Annotated in this window: 16 protein-coding genes and 1 pseudogene; 10 read left to right on the plus strand and 7 right to left on the minus strand. The window is 39.5% G+C overall.

The features are described 5' to 3' along the window. Window position 1: 1 nt before the first annotated feature. The 4 genes from F886_RS19380 to rpoD all read right to left on the minus strand — a co-directional run bounded on the left by F886_RS19380 (window position 2) and on the right by rpoD (window position 3,745). On the minus strand, window positions 2-535 hold the full coding sequence (locus F886_RS19380; protein WP_004789401.1) for a hypothetical protein: 534 nt from the start codon (window positions 533-535) through the stop codon (window positions 2-4). Between the two features lie 81 nt (window positions 536-616). Next, the gene (gene lipB, locus F886_RS19385; RefSeq protein ID WP_005310047.1) at window positions 617-1,270 is read right to left on the minus strand and encodes a lipoyl(octanoyl) transferase LipB; all 654 of its coding nucleotides are present in this window, start codon (window positions 1,268-1,270) and stop codon (window positions 617-619) included. A gap of 206 nt (window positions 1,271-1,476) precedes the next feature. After that, complete coding sequence (locus F886_RS19390; protein WP_002116017.1) at window positions 1,477-1,764, minus strand: YbeD family protein; 288 nt, start codon at window positions 1,762-1,764, stop codon at window positions 1,477-1,479. 97 nt (window positions 1,765-1,861) lie between these two features. Next, window positions 1,862-3,745: an RNA polymerase sigma factor RpoD gene (gene rpoD, locus F886_RS19395; protein WP_005310050.1), complete on the minus strand. Its 1,884-nt coding sequence runs from the start codon at window positions 3,743-3,745 to the stop codon at window positions 1,862-1,864. Between the two features lie 358 nt (window positions 3,746-4,103). On the opposite strand from rpoD, the gene F886_RS19400 reads away from it, so the two are divergent. Beyond that, complete coding sequence (locus F886_RS19400; protein WP_002116495.1) at window positions 4,104-4,310, plus strand: PA3496 family putative envelope integrity protein; 207 nt, start codon at window positions 4,104-4,106, stop codon at window positions 4,308-4,310. A gap of 74 nt (window positions 4,311-4,384) precedes the next feature. Beyond that, entirely contained in the window at window positions 4,385-4,909 is a 525-nt protein-coding gene (locus F886_RS19405) for a YecA/YgfB family protein (RefSeq protein WP_004789407.1), read from the plus strand. 296 nt (window positions 4,910-5,205) lie between these two features. On the opposite strand, the gene F886_RS19410 is transcribed toward F886_RS19405, so the two are convergent. Beyond that, window positions 5,206-6,138 carry an oxygen-dependent tRNA uridine(34) hydroxylase TrhO gene (locus F886_RS19410; RefSeq protein WP_005310055.1) on the minus strand — a complete coding sequence of 311 codons (933 nt, stop codon included), beginning with the start codon at window positions 6,136-6,138 and terminating at the stop codon, window positions 5,206-5,208. 111 nt (window positions 6,139-6,249) lie between these two features. Between F886_RS19410 and F886_RS19415 the strand changes: the two genes are divergently transcribed. Beyond that, complete coding sequence (locus F886_RS19415; RefSeq protein WP_005310058.1) at window positions 6,250-6,735, plus strand: DUF1289 domain-containing protein; 486 nt, start codon at window positions 6,250-6,252, stop codon at window positions 6,733-6,735. 80 nt (window positions 6,736-6,815) lie between these two features. Here F886_RS19415 and gltA read toward each other — a convergent pair whose 3' ends face one another. Together gltA and F886_RS20720 are read right to left on the minus strand one after the other, a co-directional pair. Continuing rightward, window positions 6,816-8,090, minus strand: coding sequence for a citrate synthase (gene gltA / locus F886_RS19420; RefSeq protein WP_004789414.1), 1,275 nt, complete (start codon window positions 8,088-8,090; stop codon window positions 6,816-6,818). 364 nt (window positions 8,091-8,454) lie between these two features. After that, window positions 8,455-8,535: pseudogene (locus F886_RS20720) on the minus strand (hypothetical protein); the annotation flags it as partial. A 497-nt stretch (window positions 8,536-9,032) separates the two neighbouring features. On the opposite strand from F886_RS20720, the gene sdhC reads away from it, so the two are divergent. The 7 genes from sdhC (at window position 9,033) to odhB (ending at window position 16,972) form a co-directional block, all read left to right on the plus strand. Further along, window positions 9,033-9,434 (plus strand): succinate dehydrogenase, cytochrome b556 subunit, encoded by a 402-nt coding sequence (sdhC, locus tag F886_RS19425; RefSeq protein WP_081399112.1) that lies wholly within the window; start codon window positions 9,033-9,035, stop codon window positions 9,432-9,434. Then, on the plus strand, window positions 9,434-9,799 hold the full coding sequence (gene sdhD / locus F886_RS19430) for a succinate dehydrogenase, hydrophobic membrane anchor protein (protein ID WP_003655454.1): 366 nt from the start codon (window positions 9,434-9,436) through the stop codon (window positions 9,797-9,799). The genes sdhC and sdhD overlap by 1 nt, the downstream gene beginning before the upstream one ends. Before the next feature lie 12 nt (window positions 9,800-9,811). Beyond that, complete coding sequence (sdhA, locus tag F886_RS19435) at window positions 9,812-11,647, plus strand: succinate dehydrogenase flavoprotein subunit (protein WP_005310063.1); 1,836 nt, start codon at window positions 9,812-9,814, stop codon at window positions 11,645-11,647. Between the two features lie 14 nt (window positions 11,648-11,661). Further along, window positions 11,662-12,372 carry a succinate dehydrogenase iron-sulfur subunit gene (locus F886_RS19440; RefSeq protein ID WP_005310066.1) on the plus strand — a complete coding sequence of 237 codons (711 nt, stop codon included), beginning with the start codon at window positions 11,662-11,664 and terminating at the stop codon, window positions 12,370-12,372. Between the two features lie 283 nt (window positions 12,373-12,655). Beyond that, window positions 12,656-12,784, plus strand: coding sequence for a hypothetical protein (locus tag F886_RS19445; protein WP_002116082.1), 129 nt, complete (start codon window positions 12,656-12,658; stop codon window positions 12,782-12,784). 157 nt (window positions 12,785-12,941) lie between these two features. Next, window positions 12,942-15,782, plus strand: a complete 2,841-nt coding sequence (locus F886_RS19450; RefSeq protein WP_004789422.1) for a 2-oxoglutarate dehydrogenase E1 component — start codon at window positions 12,942-12,944, stop codon at window positions 15,780-15,782. Then, the gene (odhB, locus tag F886_RS19455; RefSeq protein WP_005310070.1) at window positions 15,782-16,972 is read left to right on the plus strand and encodes a 2-oxoglutarate dehydrogenase complex dihydrolipoyllysine-residue succinyltransferase; all 1,191 of its coding nucleotides are present in this window, start codon (window positions 15,782-15,784) and stop codon (window positions 16,970-16,972) included. The genes F886_RS19450 and odhB overlap by 1 nt, the downstream gene beginning before the upstream one ends. Window positions 16,973-17,003: the final 31 nt, after the last annotated feature.

Here is a 17,003-nt window from a genome sequence, read left to right on the forward strand (position 1 = left end):
GTTATGCGCTCCGCTTGAAATAGGACTTGGCTACTTTTAGATAAATATTTGCAGCCTCGTTGAATTTTTCTTTTAGGCTCAGTTCGGTTGGGTATTCTTTGACTGCTAGTGAAGCAACCAATTTAGGTAAAATAAGAGCTTCCATTTTATTTAGGCAGCGTACTAAGCGGATAGCAGCAGATACATCACCATCGGCAATCATTCGGTCATTGGCAAATGCTTGAGCAGTACTTTCTTGAAAAGAAAACACTAAAAAGGCATGGGTGACATGTTTGAATGTAATCGTTAAGTCTGGTTTTCTTTCAGCTCTTTGAAGTAGTTCTAACTGTTTGTCTTCTGTCACTCGAGCAAAAAATGCTGGTCCATTCGGGAAAACATTCATTGAAAGTACAAAGTGAACAGGAAATTTAGATACTTCCTCTTGTATTTCAGTGTCCACTTGACTTGCCATGACCAAGCCACGCCCAATAACATCCATCATGAGCTTAACGTAGGCAAGTTGCAGAGTCGGCTTTACCGCTTTTGTCGAAATCACTCGCGTATCCCTTGTTAAAATTATGCGAAAGCAAATTTAGAGTAATTACTCTAATCCATTTTTATTTCATCGCAAAGCGATTTATTCATATTTGACTTTAGGGTCATTAAAGTACCCAGTACTATTAATATACTCAATAAAGTCCTGACAAAGTTGACCAAATGATGGATAAGGAGTCACTAAATCTTGTATACGTACCATTTCTAAGCCTGCATAGCCGCAAGGGTTGATGGTCTGGAATCCATCTAAGGCACAGTCCAAGTTTAATGCTAATCCATGATAACTACGACCACGACGAATTTTAAAACCTAAAGAACCGATCTTGCGGCCATCTACATATACCCCAGGTGCATCGGGCTTGGCATAAGCTTCAATTCCATATTTTTTTAAAACATCTATCATGAATTGTTCAGCAAAACTGACCAATGTACGTACGTTCCATTTTAGACGATTAAGATCAAACATGAAGTAAGCCACAAGTTGACCGGGTCCATGCCAAGTCACTTGTCCGCCACGATCAGTTTGCACTACAGGAATATCTGAAGAAATTAGGATGTGCTCAGGTTTACCAGCTTGACCTTGTGTTAAGACATTATGATGTTGAAGTAACCATAACTCATCAGGCGTATCTTGATCACGCTCGTTTGTTAAGAGTTTCATGGTTTCGAACTTGCTTTGATAATCTTGTAAATCGTTCCATTGGCGAATGATCAAGTTTGGTTTATCAAGGCTCATCACAATATCTTCCTATAAGTTGGTTTCTGCGGCACCCAGTTAATATCTGCAAGATAGAAGCCGAAAACCCTGTAATTTTAAAGGATTTTATAATAGGGTTTCTAAATATTTGTATTGTTTTTTCACTGTTTGATAGCTTAAAAATTTCTCAAAAAAAATACCACAGTAAGAGTGTCTGACTGTGGTATTGATTGAAGAACTGAAAATTAAAGCGCAGTTCTAATCTGCGGGCAAGCAGCCAAGTCGGCATAAAGTGCATGAACTTGTTCTAATTCTTCAAAGCGCAATTGTGCTGTTAAAGAATGATACTTGCCGGTGCGAGATTCTTGAACTTTTAATGTTGAGTGGTCGAAGTCTGGGAAATGTTTCACCAAAATGTCGACTACAGCAACACGTAATTCTTCACCCGCATCGCCAATAAGTTTAATTGGATAATCCATCGGAAATACCCAAAGATGTTCTTGTAGTTCGCGAGATGGAGTGCGGTCTAACATAAGTTACCTCATGATTTGAAACGCCTGCATTATCGCAGGCGTTTATAGCTCTTTCTATTAAATGGGGCTTGGTTTTGAAATTTCAAGCCTTCAAAACTTAGTCATTTTCCAAGAAAGAACGTAAGTGTTCAGAACGAGAAGGGTGACGTAATTTACGCAATGCTTTCGCTTCAATCTGACGAATACGTTCACGTGTTACGTCAAACTGCTTGCCCACTTCTTCTAGTGTGTGATCGGTTGGCATATCAATACCAAAACGCATCTTCAATACTTTTGCTTCACGTTCAGTTAAGTTTTCCAATACTTCGCGTGTTGCTTCTTTTAAGCCTTCTGAAGTCGCAGCATCAATTGGAGAAGTGATGTTTTGATCTTCAATGAAATCACCAAGATGCGAATCTTCATCATCACCAATAGGTGTTTCCATTGAAATCGGTTCTTTGGCAATCTTAAGTACCTTACGAACCTTAACTTCGTCCATTTCTAAACGTTCACCTAATTCTTCAGGTGTTGGTTCACGGCCCATTTCTTGTAACAATTGACGAGATACACGGTTGATCTTGTTAATCGTTTCAATCATATGTACAGGAATACGAATTGTACGAGCCTGATCGGCAATCGAACGGGTAATCGCCTGACGGATCCACCAAGTTGCATAAGTCGAGAATTTATAACCACGACGATATTCAAACTTGTCTACCGCTTTCATCAAACCAATGTTCCCTTCTTGAATCAAGTCAAGGAACTGTAAACCACGGTTGGTATATTTCTTCGCAATCGAAATTACCAAACGAAGGTTGGCTTCTACCATTTCTTTCTTAGCACGGCGTGCTTTCGCTTCGCCAATCGCCATACGCTTAGAAATATCTTTAATTTCAGCAACGCTTAAACTAAGTTCTTTCTCAATATCTGCAATTTTTTGCTGGAATGCTAAAACATCTGGGCGAACTTTTTCTAAATGCGCCTTGATTTCAGCAGGAGCTTTAGCAATCTGTTCATCTAACCAAGCTGGATTAGATTCTTGCTTAGGGAAAGATGTACGGAATTGAGTACGGTCCATACGGCCACGACGTACTGCATAACGCATGATTTCACGTTCATTGGCACGAATTTGTTCATGTGTGCCACGAATCATTTCAGAAATGATATCGAATAAACGTGGTGTAAATTTAAACATCATGAATACAGTAGCTAAAGCTTCTAAAGCTTCATCTGCTTCAGGGCTATTACGGCCATGTTTCTCAATAATACCTTTTGTCTTAGTCCATGCAGATTCAAGTTCATTAAAACGAATCTTTGCAACTTCAGGGTCTGGACCAGACTCACCTTCAGAATCATCGTCGCTTTCTGACTCTTCGTCTTCTTCGTCATCGTCAAGCTTAACTTCTTTTGCTGGTGTAGCTGGCGCATCATCTTCTTCAAGTTCTGTTTCTTCTTCTAGAACTTCAGGAATATCTTCGTCAGTTTCCGGATCAAGATAGCCAGATAAAATATCGGCAAGGCGACGTTCGCCAGTCAAGAAATCATTATATTCTTTTAATACAACTTCAACAGCATTTGGCCAGTACGCAATTGAGTTAAGGACATCACGAATCCCTTCTTCAATACGTTTTGCAATGCTGATTTCACCTTCACGGGTTAACAGTTCAACTGTACCCATTTCACGCATGTACATACGTACAGGATCTGTCGTACGTCCAGGCTCATTTTCAACCGATGCAAGTACGGCAGCAGCTTCTTCTTCAGCAACTTCATCGGCTGTGTCAGTTGACTCACCGAACATGGTATCGTCAGATTCAGGTGCACGCTCGTGTACAGGAATACCAACGTCTTGAAGCATTTGAATAATGTCTTCAATCTGTTCGCTTTCAGTAATCGAGTCCGGCAGATGATCGTTAACCTCAGCGTAAGTTAAGTAACCTTGTTCTTTGCCTCGGCTAATCAGAGCCGCTACTTGAGAAGTAGGGGAATGCATATCGCTCATCTTTGCTTACTCTTCGTTGAATCTGTGGCAGTGAAAAACCGTGCATGATAGCACAATTTGCTTGAAATGTTTTGGGTTTGATCGGTAACCGTTAAATAAAAAATATCTTTGAATTCACGTCTGTTTTTTGAATATTGGGCTAAAATCATTTTTTTCAAGCTTAAACCATAGAAAAGATCATAGAATTTTTTCTTGATCAAAAAAATAGTTGAGTTTTATAAATACACAATTTTTCGGGTGAAAAAAAGTACAAATATGCAGTTTAATGAAAAAAATATAAATAAAACTTGACATGATTCTGTAAGAGAGATAAATAGCGCCTAGACCCATTCACATTTTTTCATTAGAGGTAGTTTTAGTGTCTTCTACAGATTTTGAACTAGATGATAACTACGGTGATGATGATGATGTCGGTTTTGATGAGTCATCAGGCAAAATCACTGCGAAAGAATCATTAGAAAAACGTAGATTAATTGATGATCTATTGGCTCAACGCCGTTTAGAGCGTGAGTTGAAAGATTTTGATTACGATTTAGACGATGATGATCTTGATGATGAAGACTAATCAAATCTGAATAGGGCATCGTCGGCTTAAATGCTATGCTATCGTAGATTTCTTTTTTATAGTCAGGTAACACAATGAGTGCGTTAGATTTAGACCAATTAAGTGAATATCTAGATGGAGACCACAATGAGTATGGTCTAGATTTCGCTGCAACTCATGGTTTTCTGTGTGCAATTGCAGTAGGCCCTCAGTTTGACCGTTGGTTAGATGAGCTGTTTGATAATAACCATAAAAAGGTTCCTGCTGAAATTATTCAGCAAATCAAGGCGTGGTTAGAGTCAATTCGACAAGACTTAGCAAATGAGAATGGAATTGTATTTCCATTTGAAATTGAAGAAGCTGATGTTGAATCTAGCTTAGGCGACTGGAGTGTGGGATTTGTTGATGCAATGTTCTTAAATGAAGAGGCATGGTTTGCCCCTGAACATGAAGAACAATTAATTGATTTAACTTTACCAATGATGGTATTTAGTGGAATTGATGAAGAAGATCCGCAGATGGAATCTTTCCGTCGTAATGGACAGTTAATGGATGAACTGGCAGAAGAAATTCCAGATAATTTGAATGAATTATACTTGATGTATCATACTCCAAATTAATTTATTAGAAGAAATAATAAATAACGTCCTTTCTAGGGCGTTTTTTATTATTTGGCTTTTTTAATTGTTTAAAGAATGAAGCAGTCTTTTTTTAAGGTTTATCTTAAATTTGTAGCTTTAATCAGGATGTTGAATGAGTTGTTTTCATGATCTGGTGGAGCTTGATGTTGAAAGTTCTAAAACTAGCTTTTAGTGAATGAATCGGTTTTTGAAGGGCTATGTAGTCAAAATATTTTTATTATTTAGTATTTCTATAAAAAAGGCATTTAGAAAACTAAATGCCTTTTCATTAAAAATTATAAACGTTTACGCTTTGCAGCTGCAATTTGCGACTGGCGCATACGGAAGCCAGCTTTTTGTTTTTCAGTTGTCTTGTCGATGCAATACACACATGAAACACCATGTTCATAACTCGTTAAAGCTGACTCTTCTGGAGTTAATGGCCAACCACACGCATGACATTTAATATTTACGCCTTCTTCAACGCCATGAGTTACAGCTGTACGTCCGTCAAATACGAAACATTCGCCTTCCCATAAACTTTCATCGGCTGGGGTTTCTTCTAAGTATTTAAGGATACCGCCTTTGAGGTGATAAACCTCTTGGAAGCCTTCTTGAAGAAGTAAAGATGTTGATTTTTCACAGCGAATACCGCCTGTGCAGAACATCGCAATTTTTTTATCTTTATGTTGCTCTAGCTCTTTTTTGACATATTCTGGGAACTCGCGGAATGTCTCGGTTTTCGGGTCGATTGCACCTTTGAAAGTACCCGCCTTATATTCATAGTCATTACGCGTGTCGATTAAAATTACATCATCACGTGCAATTAAATCATTCCATTCTTTTGGATCAAGGTAGTGGCCCACTAAGTCGCGGGGTTTAACCTCAACACCTAAAGTCACAATTTCTTCTTTAAGTTTAACTTTCATTTTACGGAAAGGTTTGTCAGAGCTATGGGATTCTTTGTATTCCATAGAAGCAAAACCTTCATTAAGCAAAAATTGATAGAGACTATCAATTGCTACACGATCGCCCGCAACAGTACCATTAATTCCTTCACCTGCTACAATCAGAGTTCCACAAAGGTTAATTGTTTTCACTAAGTCTAATAGACGTTGCTGAAGATCTGCAGGATCTTGAACTTCTTTAAATTGATATAGTGCTGCAACAACCCAACCCGCGGTCGCTTGCTGTTCTACAGGTGCAAGCTGTTCTACAGTAGCGTTCATGGAAAACTCCAAATGTATTAAGATATAAATTTAAGGCGCATATTTTAGCGCGAAAATGTGTAATAAGCGAGAAAACCATAAAAAGTATATGGTTTATTTAAGGAGTTTGTTTTGAGTAATGATCATCGAATGCTCTCTCTCACCCCATGTGCAGGGCGTTGTTCAACAGTTTTTGGTGATCAGGTGTGCCGTGGTTGTCGCCGTTTTAACCATGAAGTGATTCAATGGAATACGTATACAGCAGAGCAACGCTTGGCTGTGTGGAAGCGCTTAGATGATCAGTTGAATCAAATCCTAGTACCTATGTTGCCTCATGCGAACTTACAGCATGTAGAGGGATTTATTTTAAGTAAGCGTGTTCGGTTGATGGAAGGGGCGAGTAAAGGTCGCAAGCTTTATCATGCTTTAAAAATATGTGAAAAAAATAAGCATCTGGCAACAGAAAGTGGTTTGGGTATTTCAGAACCTCAAGTCAAAACAATCTGGGTTGAATTTGAAAGACGTGTTCTAGCTTTGGCTAAAGCGAGTTATGAGTTGGCTTGGTTAAGAGCTGATGGAATTAGTCATCATTTATTAAGTGTGTTTGATGAAGAATAAGTTTTTAAATTGAATTGAAAATACCACAATAAAAAAGCTGCCAGAAGGCAGCTTTTTTATCATTAATTTTCTTTCGAATATTAACGTTTGATGTCGCGCTGAGTCGGGCCAGTGTAAAGCTGACGAGGACGACCGATTTTGTATGGTGCGCTGTGCATTTCTAACCAGTGGCTGATCCAACCTACTGTACGTGCAAGAGCAAAGATTACTGTAAACATTTCTGTTGGGATACCAATCGCTTTAAGGATGATACCTGAGTAGAAGTCTACGTTAGGGTAAAGTTTACGTTCAACAAAGTACGGGTCGTTCAATGCAATACGTTCAAGTTCCATAGCAAGCGCTAATTGAGGATCATTGATATTTAATGCTTCAAGAACTTCGTCACAAGTTTGTTTCATGACTTTAGCACGTGGGTCGAAGTTTTTGTACACACGGTGACCGAAGCCCATGAGTTTAACTTCTTTACGTTTTACTTTTTCCATGAACTCAGCAACGTTTTCTACACTGCCGATTTCATCAAGCATCTTAAGAACAGCTTCGTTTGCACCACCGTGAGCAGGTCCCCAAAGCGCAGAAATACCTGAAGAGATACATGCGTATGGGTTTGCACCAGTAGAACCAGCAAGACGTACTGTAGATGTCGAAGCATTTTGTTCGTGATCAGCGTGAAGCGTGAAGATACGATCCATTGCACGAGCAAGAACAGGATTTACTTTGTAATCACGGTCAGCAGGAGTAGCAAACATCATGTGTAAGAAGTTTTCCGCGTAATTTAAGTCATTACGTGGATAGATGAATGGTTGGCCTACTGTGTATTTGTAACTCCAAGCAGCAAGTGTTGGAATTTTTGCAATTAGACGAATCGCAGTGATTTCACGGTGATTGATGTCTTCAATGTCAAGATTGTTGTGATAGAACGCAGATAATGCACCAACAACACCAACCATGATCGCCATAGGATGAGCATCACGACGGAAACCATTGAAGAAACGGCTAACTTGGTCGTGAACCATAGTGTGAGCACGAACTTTGGCATCAAATTCTGTTTTTTGTTCAGCAGTTGGGAGCTCGCCATTTAATAATAAATAACAAGTTTCAAGATAGTCTGCTTGAGTTGCTAACTGGTCGATTGGGTAACCGCGGTGTAATAAAATACCTTTGTCACCATCAATGAACGTAATTTTAGACTCGCATGCAGCTGTCGCCATAAAACCAGGATCGAAAGTAAAATGACCTTCTTTCAATATGCTGCTGACATCAATTACATCTGGACCTAAAGTGCCACTGTAGATTGGTAAACCAATTTCTTTGCCATCAAGATGTAATACGGCTTTTTTGCCATTTGCTTCAGACATTCAATAGATCTCCTGTCCTGGTGAATGTTGATCTGACTCGAAATCCTAATGTTCTCATGTGCGAATCAGACGGTGTCAAAATTTGCTATAAGATTAGTGAGTACTGAAATTTTGTCAATTATACTTATGGATAAAAAATAACGTTCTCACAGAGAGTTAGTCATCAAGACCCGAGCAAAAAAGTCAGTAAAATCACTGCATCGGGATGGTATAATAAGTCAATTCAACAACAACGTGCAGAAAAAAAATGAAGTATCAGTACAATTGTAAGCAAATTTTTAAATTAAGATTGGGAATGGTAAGTCGGTAGAAAATGCCAATCCAATTAAAAAAATCATAAAACTCATGGTGTAATTTAAAATTGCTAATCAAAAAAAACTCTATTTTTATTTAGTTGTAACAAAGAATGTTGATGTTTTTTTAAGTTTAATTGTATAAAAAATAGCTAATTGAACAGCTTTAAAATAATTAAAAATTTTATTTTCAATAAAAATTGCTTTCTCAAATGTATTTTAGATTGACTGATTTGTATTGAATCCAACTAACTTCACTTAGTTGAATTGTAGCTTTTATTGAAAATATGACCAGTTACTAACATTTTTCTATTTATATGATGAATTTATGACTTTATCTTTAGTCTAAAATTTGCTTATTTAAAAGAAATTGCAGAAAAAATGAAATTAAATAAAAAGTTATTTTAAACAATAACATGATGGAACTCTGCATGCCATTTTAACAGGGTTAATAGGGTGATATCATTGTTAATGATTCTTATTTAATTGTTTTTTGCTTAAATGGGAAAGTGGATTGTTTGTATTTTGATACTTCGCGTTTTATAATTCAGTGTCGTTTATAGGTTAGGCATGAGCTGTGCTTGCCTAACAATGCCAGCTTTCCTTGGAATTAATTCAACAAACTCCGGTCGGAGTTTCTACCTACAGGATGCCCGCTGTGAAAAGCAACAGACCTGTCAATTTGTCCATGGGTCAGGTGTTAGCGGTAAATTTACGCTCACCCGTGGCTATTGCATCAATTTTACACCGTTTATCAGGTGTCATCGTTTTCTTATTAGTACCAGTTCTATTATGGATTTTAGATAAATCATTATCTTCACCAGAAGGATTTGACTACGTTAAAAATGTCGTGTTTGGAAATATCCTTGTACGTTTTATCGTTTGGGTATTTGTAGCCGGCTTGTTATTCCACTTTATTGCTGGAGTAAAGCACTTACTTGCAGATTTAGGTTTTGCTGAAGAACTGCAAAGTGGTCGTATAGCAGCGACAATTTCATTGATCTTATCTGTGGTAGCTATTATCGCAGCCTTTATATGGATTATGTTCTAATGAAAAGTGCTACAGGTTTAACTGGTTCAGGTTCTCGTGATTGGTTTATCCAGCGTGTAAGTGCGGTTGTACTTGCAGCCTATACTGTTGTTCTTTTGGGTTGGATTCTCTGCAAAGGTGGATTTGACTATCAACAATGGGCTGGTTTCATGATGACATTACCAATGAAGATTTTCTCTTTATTGGCAATTTTATCGCTTATCGCACACGCATGGATTGGTATGTGGCAAGTTTTTACTGACTATGTCACTACTCGTCAAATGGGTCCTTCAGCGAAAGGTTTACGCCTTGTACTGACGACGGCTGTCATTATTGCAGTGTTTGTGTACGCAATCTGGGGTATCCAGATTTTCTGGGCGAATTGATAGGAAGACATCATGGGCGCGATAACCCCTAAAGAAGATTATTCAAATATTCAAAACCTCACTTTCGATGCAGTTATCGTTGGTGGTGGTGGTTCTGGTATGCGTGCATCTTACCAACTTGCTCAAGCAGGTTTGAAAGTTGCAGTACTCACTAAAGTTTTCCCAACACGTTCGCACACTGTAGCTGCTCAAGGTGGTATCGGTGCGTCGTTAGGTAATATGCAAGAAGATAACTGGCATTTCCATTTTTACGATACAGTAAAAGGTTCTGACTGGTTAGGTGACCAAGACGCAATTGAGTTTATGTGTCGTGAAGCACCAAAAGTTGTATATGAACTTGAACACATGGGTATGCCGTTTGACCGTAACGCTGATGGTACAATTTACCAACGTCCGTTCGGTGGTCACTCTGCTAACTATGGTGATAAACCAGTTCCACGTGCTTGTGCAGCTGCGGACCGTACAGGTCATGCATTATTGCACACGCTTTATCAAAGCAACGTGAAAATGGGTACTCAATTCTTCGTTGAGTGGATCGCTCTTGATTTGATTCGTAACGAAGCTGGTGATGTTCTTGGTGTAACAGCAATTGACCAAGAAACTGGTAACATTTCAGTATTCCAAGCAAAAGCGACATTATTTGCTACTGGTGGTGCTGGTCGTGTTTACCGTGCATCAACAAATGCTTATATCAACACTGGTGACGGTCTTGGTATGGCTGCTCGTGCTGGTATTCCATTACAAGATATGGAATTCTGGCAATTCCACCCAACAGGTGTTGCGGGTGCTGGTGTATTGTTGACTGAAGGTTGTCGTGGTGAAGGTGCAATCCTTCGTAATAAAGACGGCGAACCGTTCATGGAACGTTATGCACCGACTTTAAAAGACTTGGCTCCACGTGACTTCGTTTCACGCTCTATGGACCAAGAAATTAAAGAAGGTCGTGGTTGTGGTCCAAAAGGTGATTATATCTTACTTGATATGACTCACTTGGGTGCTGACACAATCATGAAGCGTTTACCATCTGTATTTGAGATTGGTAAAAAATTCGCGAACGTTGATATCACAAAAGAAGCGATTCCTGTAGTACCAACAATCCATTATCAAATGGGTGGTATTCCTACGAATATGCATGGTCAGGTGTGTTTACCTGAAGTGGGTACAGACAACTACACTAAACCTGTAAAAGGTTTCTATGCAATTGGCGAATGTTCTTGTGTATCAGTGCATGGTGCAAACCGTTTAGGTACGAACTCACTTCTTGACTTGGTTGTATTTGGTAAAGCTGCTGGTGAGCACATTATCGATTACGTAACTAAGCATCATGGTGATGAATATGCACCACTTCCAACAGATGTATTGGGGCAAACATTAGCTCGTGTACGTAAGTTGGATGACTCAACTTCTGGTGAAAATGCTCAAGAAGTTGCTGATGCAATTCGTGATATCGTTCAAGATCACGCTGGTGTATTCCGTACTCAAGCATTGCTTGATAAGGGTGTAAAAGAGATTCTTGCTCTTGAGCCACGTGTGCGTAATATCCACTTGAAAGATAAATCTAGAGTATTTAACACTGCGCGTGTTGAAGCACTTGAAGTTGAAAACTTGTATGAAGTTGCAAAAGCAACTCTGATTTCAGCTGCTGCGCGTAAAGAGTGTCGTGGTGCGCATACTGTAGTTGATTATGAATTACCAGCTGATCACCCAACTTATTCATACGGTCGCCGTGATGATGAGTGGATGAAACATACGTTATGGTATTCATCAGATAACCGTTTGGAATATAAGCCAGTGCGCTTCAAACCGTTGACTGTTGATGCAATTCCGCCAGCACCACGTACATTCTAATCGGGAGTATAAAGATGAGTAGAGGTACTCGTACATTCGAAATCTACCGCTATGATCCTGATAAGGATAAAGCGCCGTACATGCAAACTTTCAAGCTTGAATTGACTGATAAGCACCGTATGTTGCTTGATGCATTACTTGCATTGAAAGTTCAAGACGAAACGTTAACATTCCGTCGCTCTTGCCGTGAAGGTATTTGTGGTTCGGATGGTGTGAATATCAATGGTAAAAATGGTTTGGCTTGTCTAGAAAACCTAAATGATTTACCAGAGAAAATCGTAATTCGTCCATTACCAGGTTTGCCGGTAGTTAAAGATTTGGTTGTTGATATGAACCAATTCTATGATCAATATGACAAGATTCAGCCATTCTTGATCAATAACCAACCAGCTCCACCTAAAGAGCGTTTACAATCTCCTGAAGAGCGTGAACACTTAAACGGTTTGTATGAATGTATTCTTTGTGCATGTTGTTCAACTTCATGTCCATCATTCTGGTGGAACCCTGACAAGTTCTTGGGTCCTTCAGCTTTGTTGAATGCATACCGTTTTATTATCGATTCTCGTGATACTGCAACTGCAGACCGTTTGGCTCGTCTTGACGATCCATTCAGTTTGTTCCGTTGTAAAGGTATCATGAACTGTGTGTCAGTATGTCCTAAAGGTCTAAACCCTACAAAAGCAATCGGTCACATCCGTAATATGCTATTAGATCAAGCGGGTTAATTCTGCACAAATAGAGAACGCACATCCTTGATGTGCGTTTTTTTTTAACTTTATAATGTAAACTTTAGACTTTGGTCGAAAAAGATGAGGTTTTTATATATTGCACCATATATTAAAAGATAAAATCGCATATGTATTTCGCCAATTTATAGGTGGTATGTGTCAAAAAAATCAATCGTTCGTTAAGAACATGATACGATTTGCCACAAAGTTATAGGTGAAAAAAGCGTATACTAGTGAAATTAATTTAAGTAGCACAATCTTAGATCTGTGCTTAATTTTTATGGTTAAAGTCATTTTAGAAAAGTTAATTTTAAAGTTAATTTTTCTAAAAAGATTTGCAAAAAATTGCTCGGTTTTAATCGAGTATAAGGTGAGTGATGATGCCATTGAGGGTGTTGTGATTCATTAATTACCTATGGAGTTTCCTCTCTAGGTAGTATGACGCCCCATGGTCGTAAAGACCTGTTGGGTAAGTAATGCCTTTTTTACCAATTTGGCATTATGCATCATGGGTGTGCTTAAAAGGCAGCCTGTAATATTTTTTGCAATAGGAAATGGGTCCACAAATGCAAGAAGTTGCTGACGCATTGCGTCTTGACACTGAACTTTCCGCTGATAGTGCAGCGTATATTGAAGAACTTTACGAGCAGTACCTGTCTTCCCCAACCTCTGTAGCTGAGGACTGGCGCCAATATTTCGATAAATATCCAAAGGGTGACCAACCACACGGCGCTGTGCGTGAGCAATTCCTATTACTAGGACGTAATGCTAATCGTGTTCAACCTGTTGTACAAAGTACGGTAAGTACTGAGCATGAACGTCGTCAAATTGGCGTTTTACAACTTATTGCTGCTTATCGTAATCGCGGACATCAAAAAGCTAAGTTAGATCCATTAGGTCTTGCTAAGCGTGAAGAGATTCCAGATTTAGAGCTTTCAGCTCACGGTTTAACCAAATCAGATCTAGACACAGTATTCAATACCGGTAATCTTGAGATCGGTAAGAGCGAAGCGACGCTTGCTGAAATGATTGAAGCAATGGAAGCAATCTATTGTGGTTCAATCGGTGTTGAATATATGCATATCGTGGACACAAAAGAAAAGCGTTGGATTCAACAACGTCTTGAAAGTGTTCGTGGTCAGCTTAATTTTACAAATGATCAAAAGAAAGGGTTCCTGGAGCGTTTAACTGCTGCAGAAGGACTTGAAAAATACCTAGGCAATAAATACGTTGGTGCTAAGCGCTTTGGTGTAGAAGGTGGTGAATCTTTTATTCCTATGGTGAATGAAATCATTCAACGTGCTGGTGCTGTTGGTTGTAAAGAAGTTGTTATTGGTATGCCACACCGTGGCCGTTTAAACCTTCTTGTTAATATTATGGGTAAAAACCCTGCAGACTTGTTTGGCGAGTTTGAAGGCAAAGCTATTCATAAGAAAGGTTCTGGCGACGTTAAATACCATCAAGGTTTCTCAAGTAATGTAATGACTCCTGGTGGCGAAGTTCACTTGGCATTAGCATTTAACCCATCTCACTTGGAAATCGTTGGTCCTGTAGTTGAAGGTTCTGTGCGTGCACGTCAAGTGCGTCGTAGAGACATCGGCGGTGATGATGTATTACCAGTGATTGTTCATGGTGATGCTGCATTTGCAGGTCAAGGTGTGAACATGGAAACCTTCCAAATGTCACAAACTCGTGGCTATACGGTTGGTGGTACTGTACACATTATCGTGAACAACCAAGTTGGTTTTACAACTTCTGATCCACGTGATGCGCGTTCTACTGAATATTGTACTGACGTTGCAAAAATGATTCAGACGCCAATTTTCCATGTGAATGGCGATGATCCTGAAGCAGTAATCTTTGCTACTCAATTAGCACATGATTTCCGTCACGAATTCCGTAAAGACGTAGTACTTGACTTGTTCTGTTACCGTCGTCGTGGTCATAACGAAGCAGATGAGCCGTCTGGTACACAACCATTGATGTATCAAGTGATTGCTAAAAAAGCAACAACTCGTACACTCTATGCAGATCAACTTGTTCAAAACAAAGTAATTGATCGTGCTGAAGCAGACCAAATGGTTGAAGATTACCGTGCAGATTTAGAAGCCGGAAACCATGTGGCAAACGCTTTAGTGCTTGAACCAAATACAAAAATGTTTGTTGATTGGACACCTTATTTGGGTCATGACTATACAGACGATTGGGATACTTCATTTGACTTAAATCGCTTAAAAGAATTAGGCGAGGGCATGAGCAAACTTCCGGAAGGATTTGTTATGCAGCGTCAAGTGCAAAAAGTAATTGAAGACCGTGTGAAAATGCAAACTGGTGAAACTGCATTGAACTGGGGTGCTGCTGAAACTTTAGCTTACGCAACCTTGATTGATGAAGATTACCTTGTTCGTATTACTGGTGAAGACGTTGGGCGTGGTACATTCTCGCACCGTCATGCAAAATTGCATAATCAGGTAGATGGCTCAACATATATTCCACTTTGTCACGTTAAAGAAAACCAGCCTCGTTTTGCAATTTACGATTCTTTATTATCTGAAGAAGCTGTTCTTGCATTTGAATATGGTTATGCAACTACAATTCCTAAGAGCTTAATTATTTGGGAAGCACAATTTGGTGACTTCGTAAACTGTGCTCAGGTTGTAATTGACCAGTTCATTGCTTCTGGCGAGACTAAATGGGAGCGAGTTTGTGGTTTAACAATGTTGTTACCACACGGTTTCGAAGGTCAAGGTCCAGAGCATTCATCAGCTCGTTTAGAACGTTTCTTACAGTTATGTGCTGAAGATAACATGCAAGTGATCACTCCAACGACACCTGCACAGATTTTCCATGCATTACGTCGTCAAGCTGTACGCCCAATTCGTAAGCCATTGATCGTAATGTCACCGAAATCTTTACTTCGTCATAAACTTGCGACTTCTACTTTAGAAGAGCTTGCAAATGGTTCATTCCAAACTGTAATTGACGAAATTGACCAAATTAACAAGTCAGATGTAACTCGTCTTGTACTTTGTGGTGGTAAAGTTTATTACGATTTACTCGAAAAACGTCGTGAACAAAACTTAACTAACGTCGCAATTGTACGTATTGAACAGTTATATCCATACCCAGAACAACGTCTTGCGGAAATCTTAGCTGCATATCCAAACGTGAAAGAACTTGTTTGGGCACAAGAAGAGCCGAAGAACCAAGGCGCTTGGTTATTTATCGCACCGCGTTTATACGACGATATCTTAAAATCTGGCAAACAAATCCGTATCAGTTTTGCAGGTCGTGAAGCTTCTGCTGCACCAGCTTGTGGCTCACCGTACTTGCATGCAAAACAACAAGCTCAGCTAATTAATGATGCATTGGCAATCGAAGCTGAACAATCAGGAGATTCTCAATAATGGCAACCGAAATTAAAGCACCGGTATTCCCAGAGTCTGTTGCAGATGGAACCATCGCAACTTGGCACAAAAAGGTGGGTGAACCTGTATCACGTGATGAAGTGATCTGTGATATTGAAACCGACAAAGTTGTTTTAGAAGTGGTTGCTCCTGCAGATGGTAGCTTAGTTGCAATCATTAAAGGTGAAGGCGATACAGTTCTTTCTGACGAAGTGATTGCTCAGTTTGAAGCTGGTGCTGGTGCGGCAGCTGCTCCTGCAGTAGAGCAAGCAGTTGCTCAAACTCAAGCTGGTGCAGCTCCTGTTGTTGAGCGCACTGAAGCTGTATCTGGCCAAGCTCCTGCAGTTCGTAAAGCTTTGTCTGAAACTGGTATTGCTGCTGCTGACGTACAAGGTACTGGTCGCGGTGGTCGTATCACTAAAGAAGATGTAGCAAACCATCAAGCTAAACCAGCTGCTAACGTTACTCCGTTAAGCGTAGCTGTTGGTGAGCGCATCGAAAAACGCGTTCCAATGACTCGTTTACGTAAGCGTGTAGCTGAGCGTCTTCTTTCTGCAACTCAAGAAACTGCAATGTTAACTACATTTAACGAAGTTAACATGAAGCCAATCATGGAATTGCGTAAGCAATATAAAGATGCGTTTGAAAAACGCCATGGTGCTCGTTTGGGCTTCATGTCATTCTTTGTTAAAGCTGTAACTGAAGCACTTAAACGCTATCCTGCGGTAAATGCGTCAATTGATGGCGACGATATTGTTTATCACGGTTACTATGACATCGGTGTTGCTGTATCTTCTGATCGTGGTCTTGTTGTACCAGTATTACGTGATACTGATCGTATGAGCTATGCAGAAGTTGAAGCTGGTATTGGTGCGTATGCTGCTAAAGCACGTGACGGTAAATTATCTATCGAAGAAATGACTGGTGGTACTTTCACTATTACTAACGGTGGTACTTTCGGTTCATTACTTTCAACTCCAATTTTGAATCAGCCGCAAACTGGTATCTTGGGTATGCACAAAATCCAAGAGCGTCCTATGGCTGTAAATGGTCAAGTTGAAATCTTGCCAATGATGTATTTAGCACTTTCTTATGACCACCGTATGATCGATGGTAAAGAAGCAGTAGGTTTCTTGGTAGCAATCAAAGAATTGTTAGAAGAGCCAGCTAAACTCATCCTTGATCTTTAATTTCTTCGAATAATATTACCGAGATAGAGTG

This window comes from Acinetobacter sp. NIPH 542 (assembly GCF_000369825.1).
Classification (GTDB): Bacteria; Pseudomonadota; Gammaproteobacteria; order Pseudomonadales; family Moraxellaceae; genus Acinetobacter; species Acinetobacter oleivorans.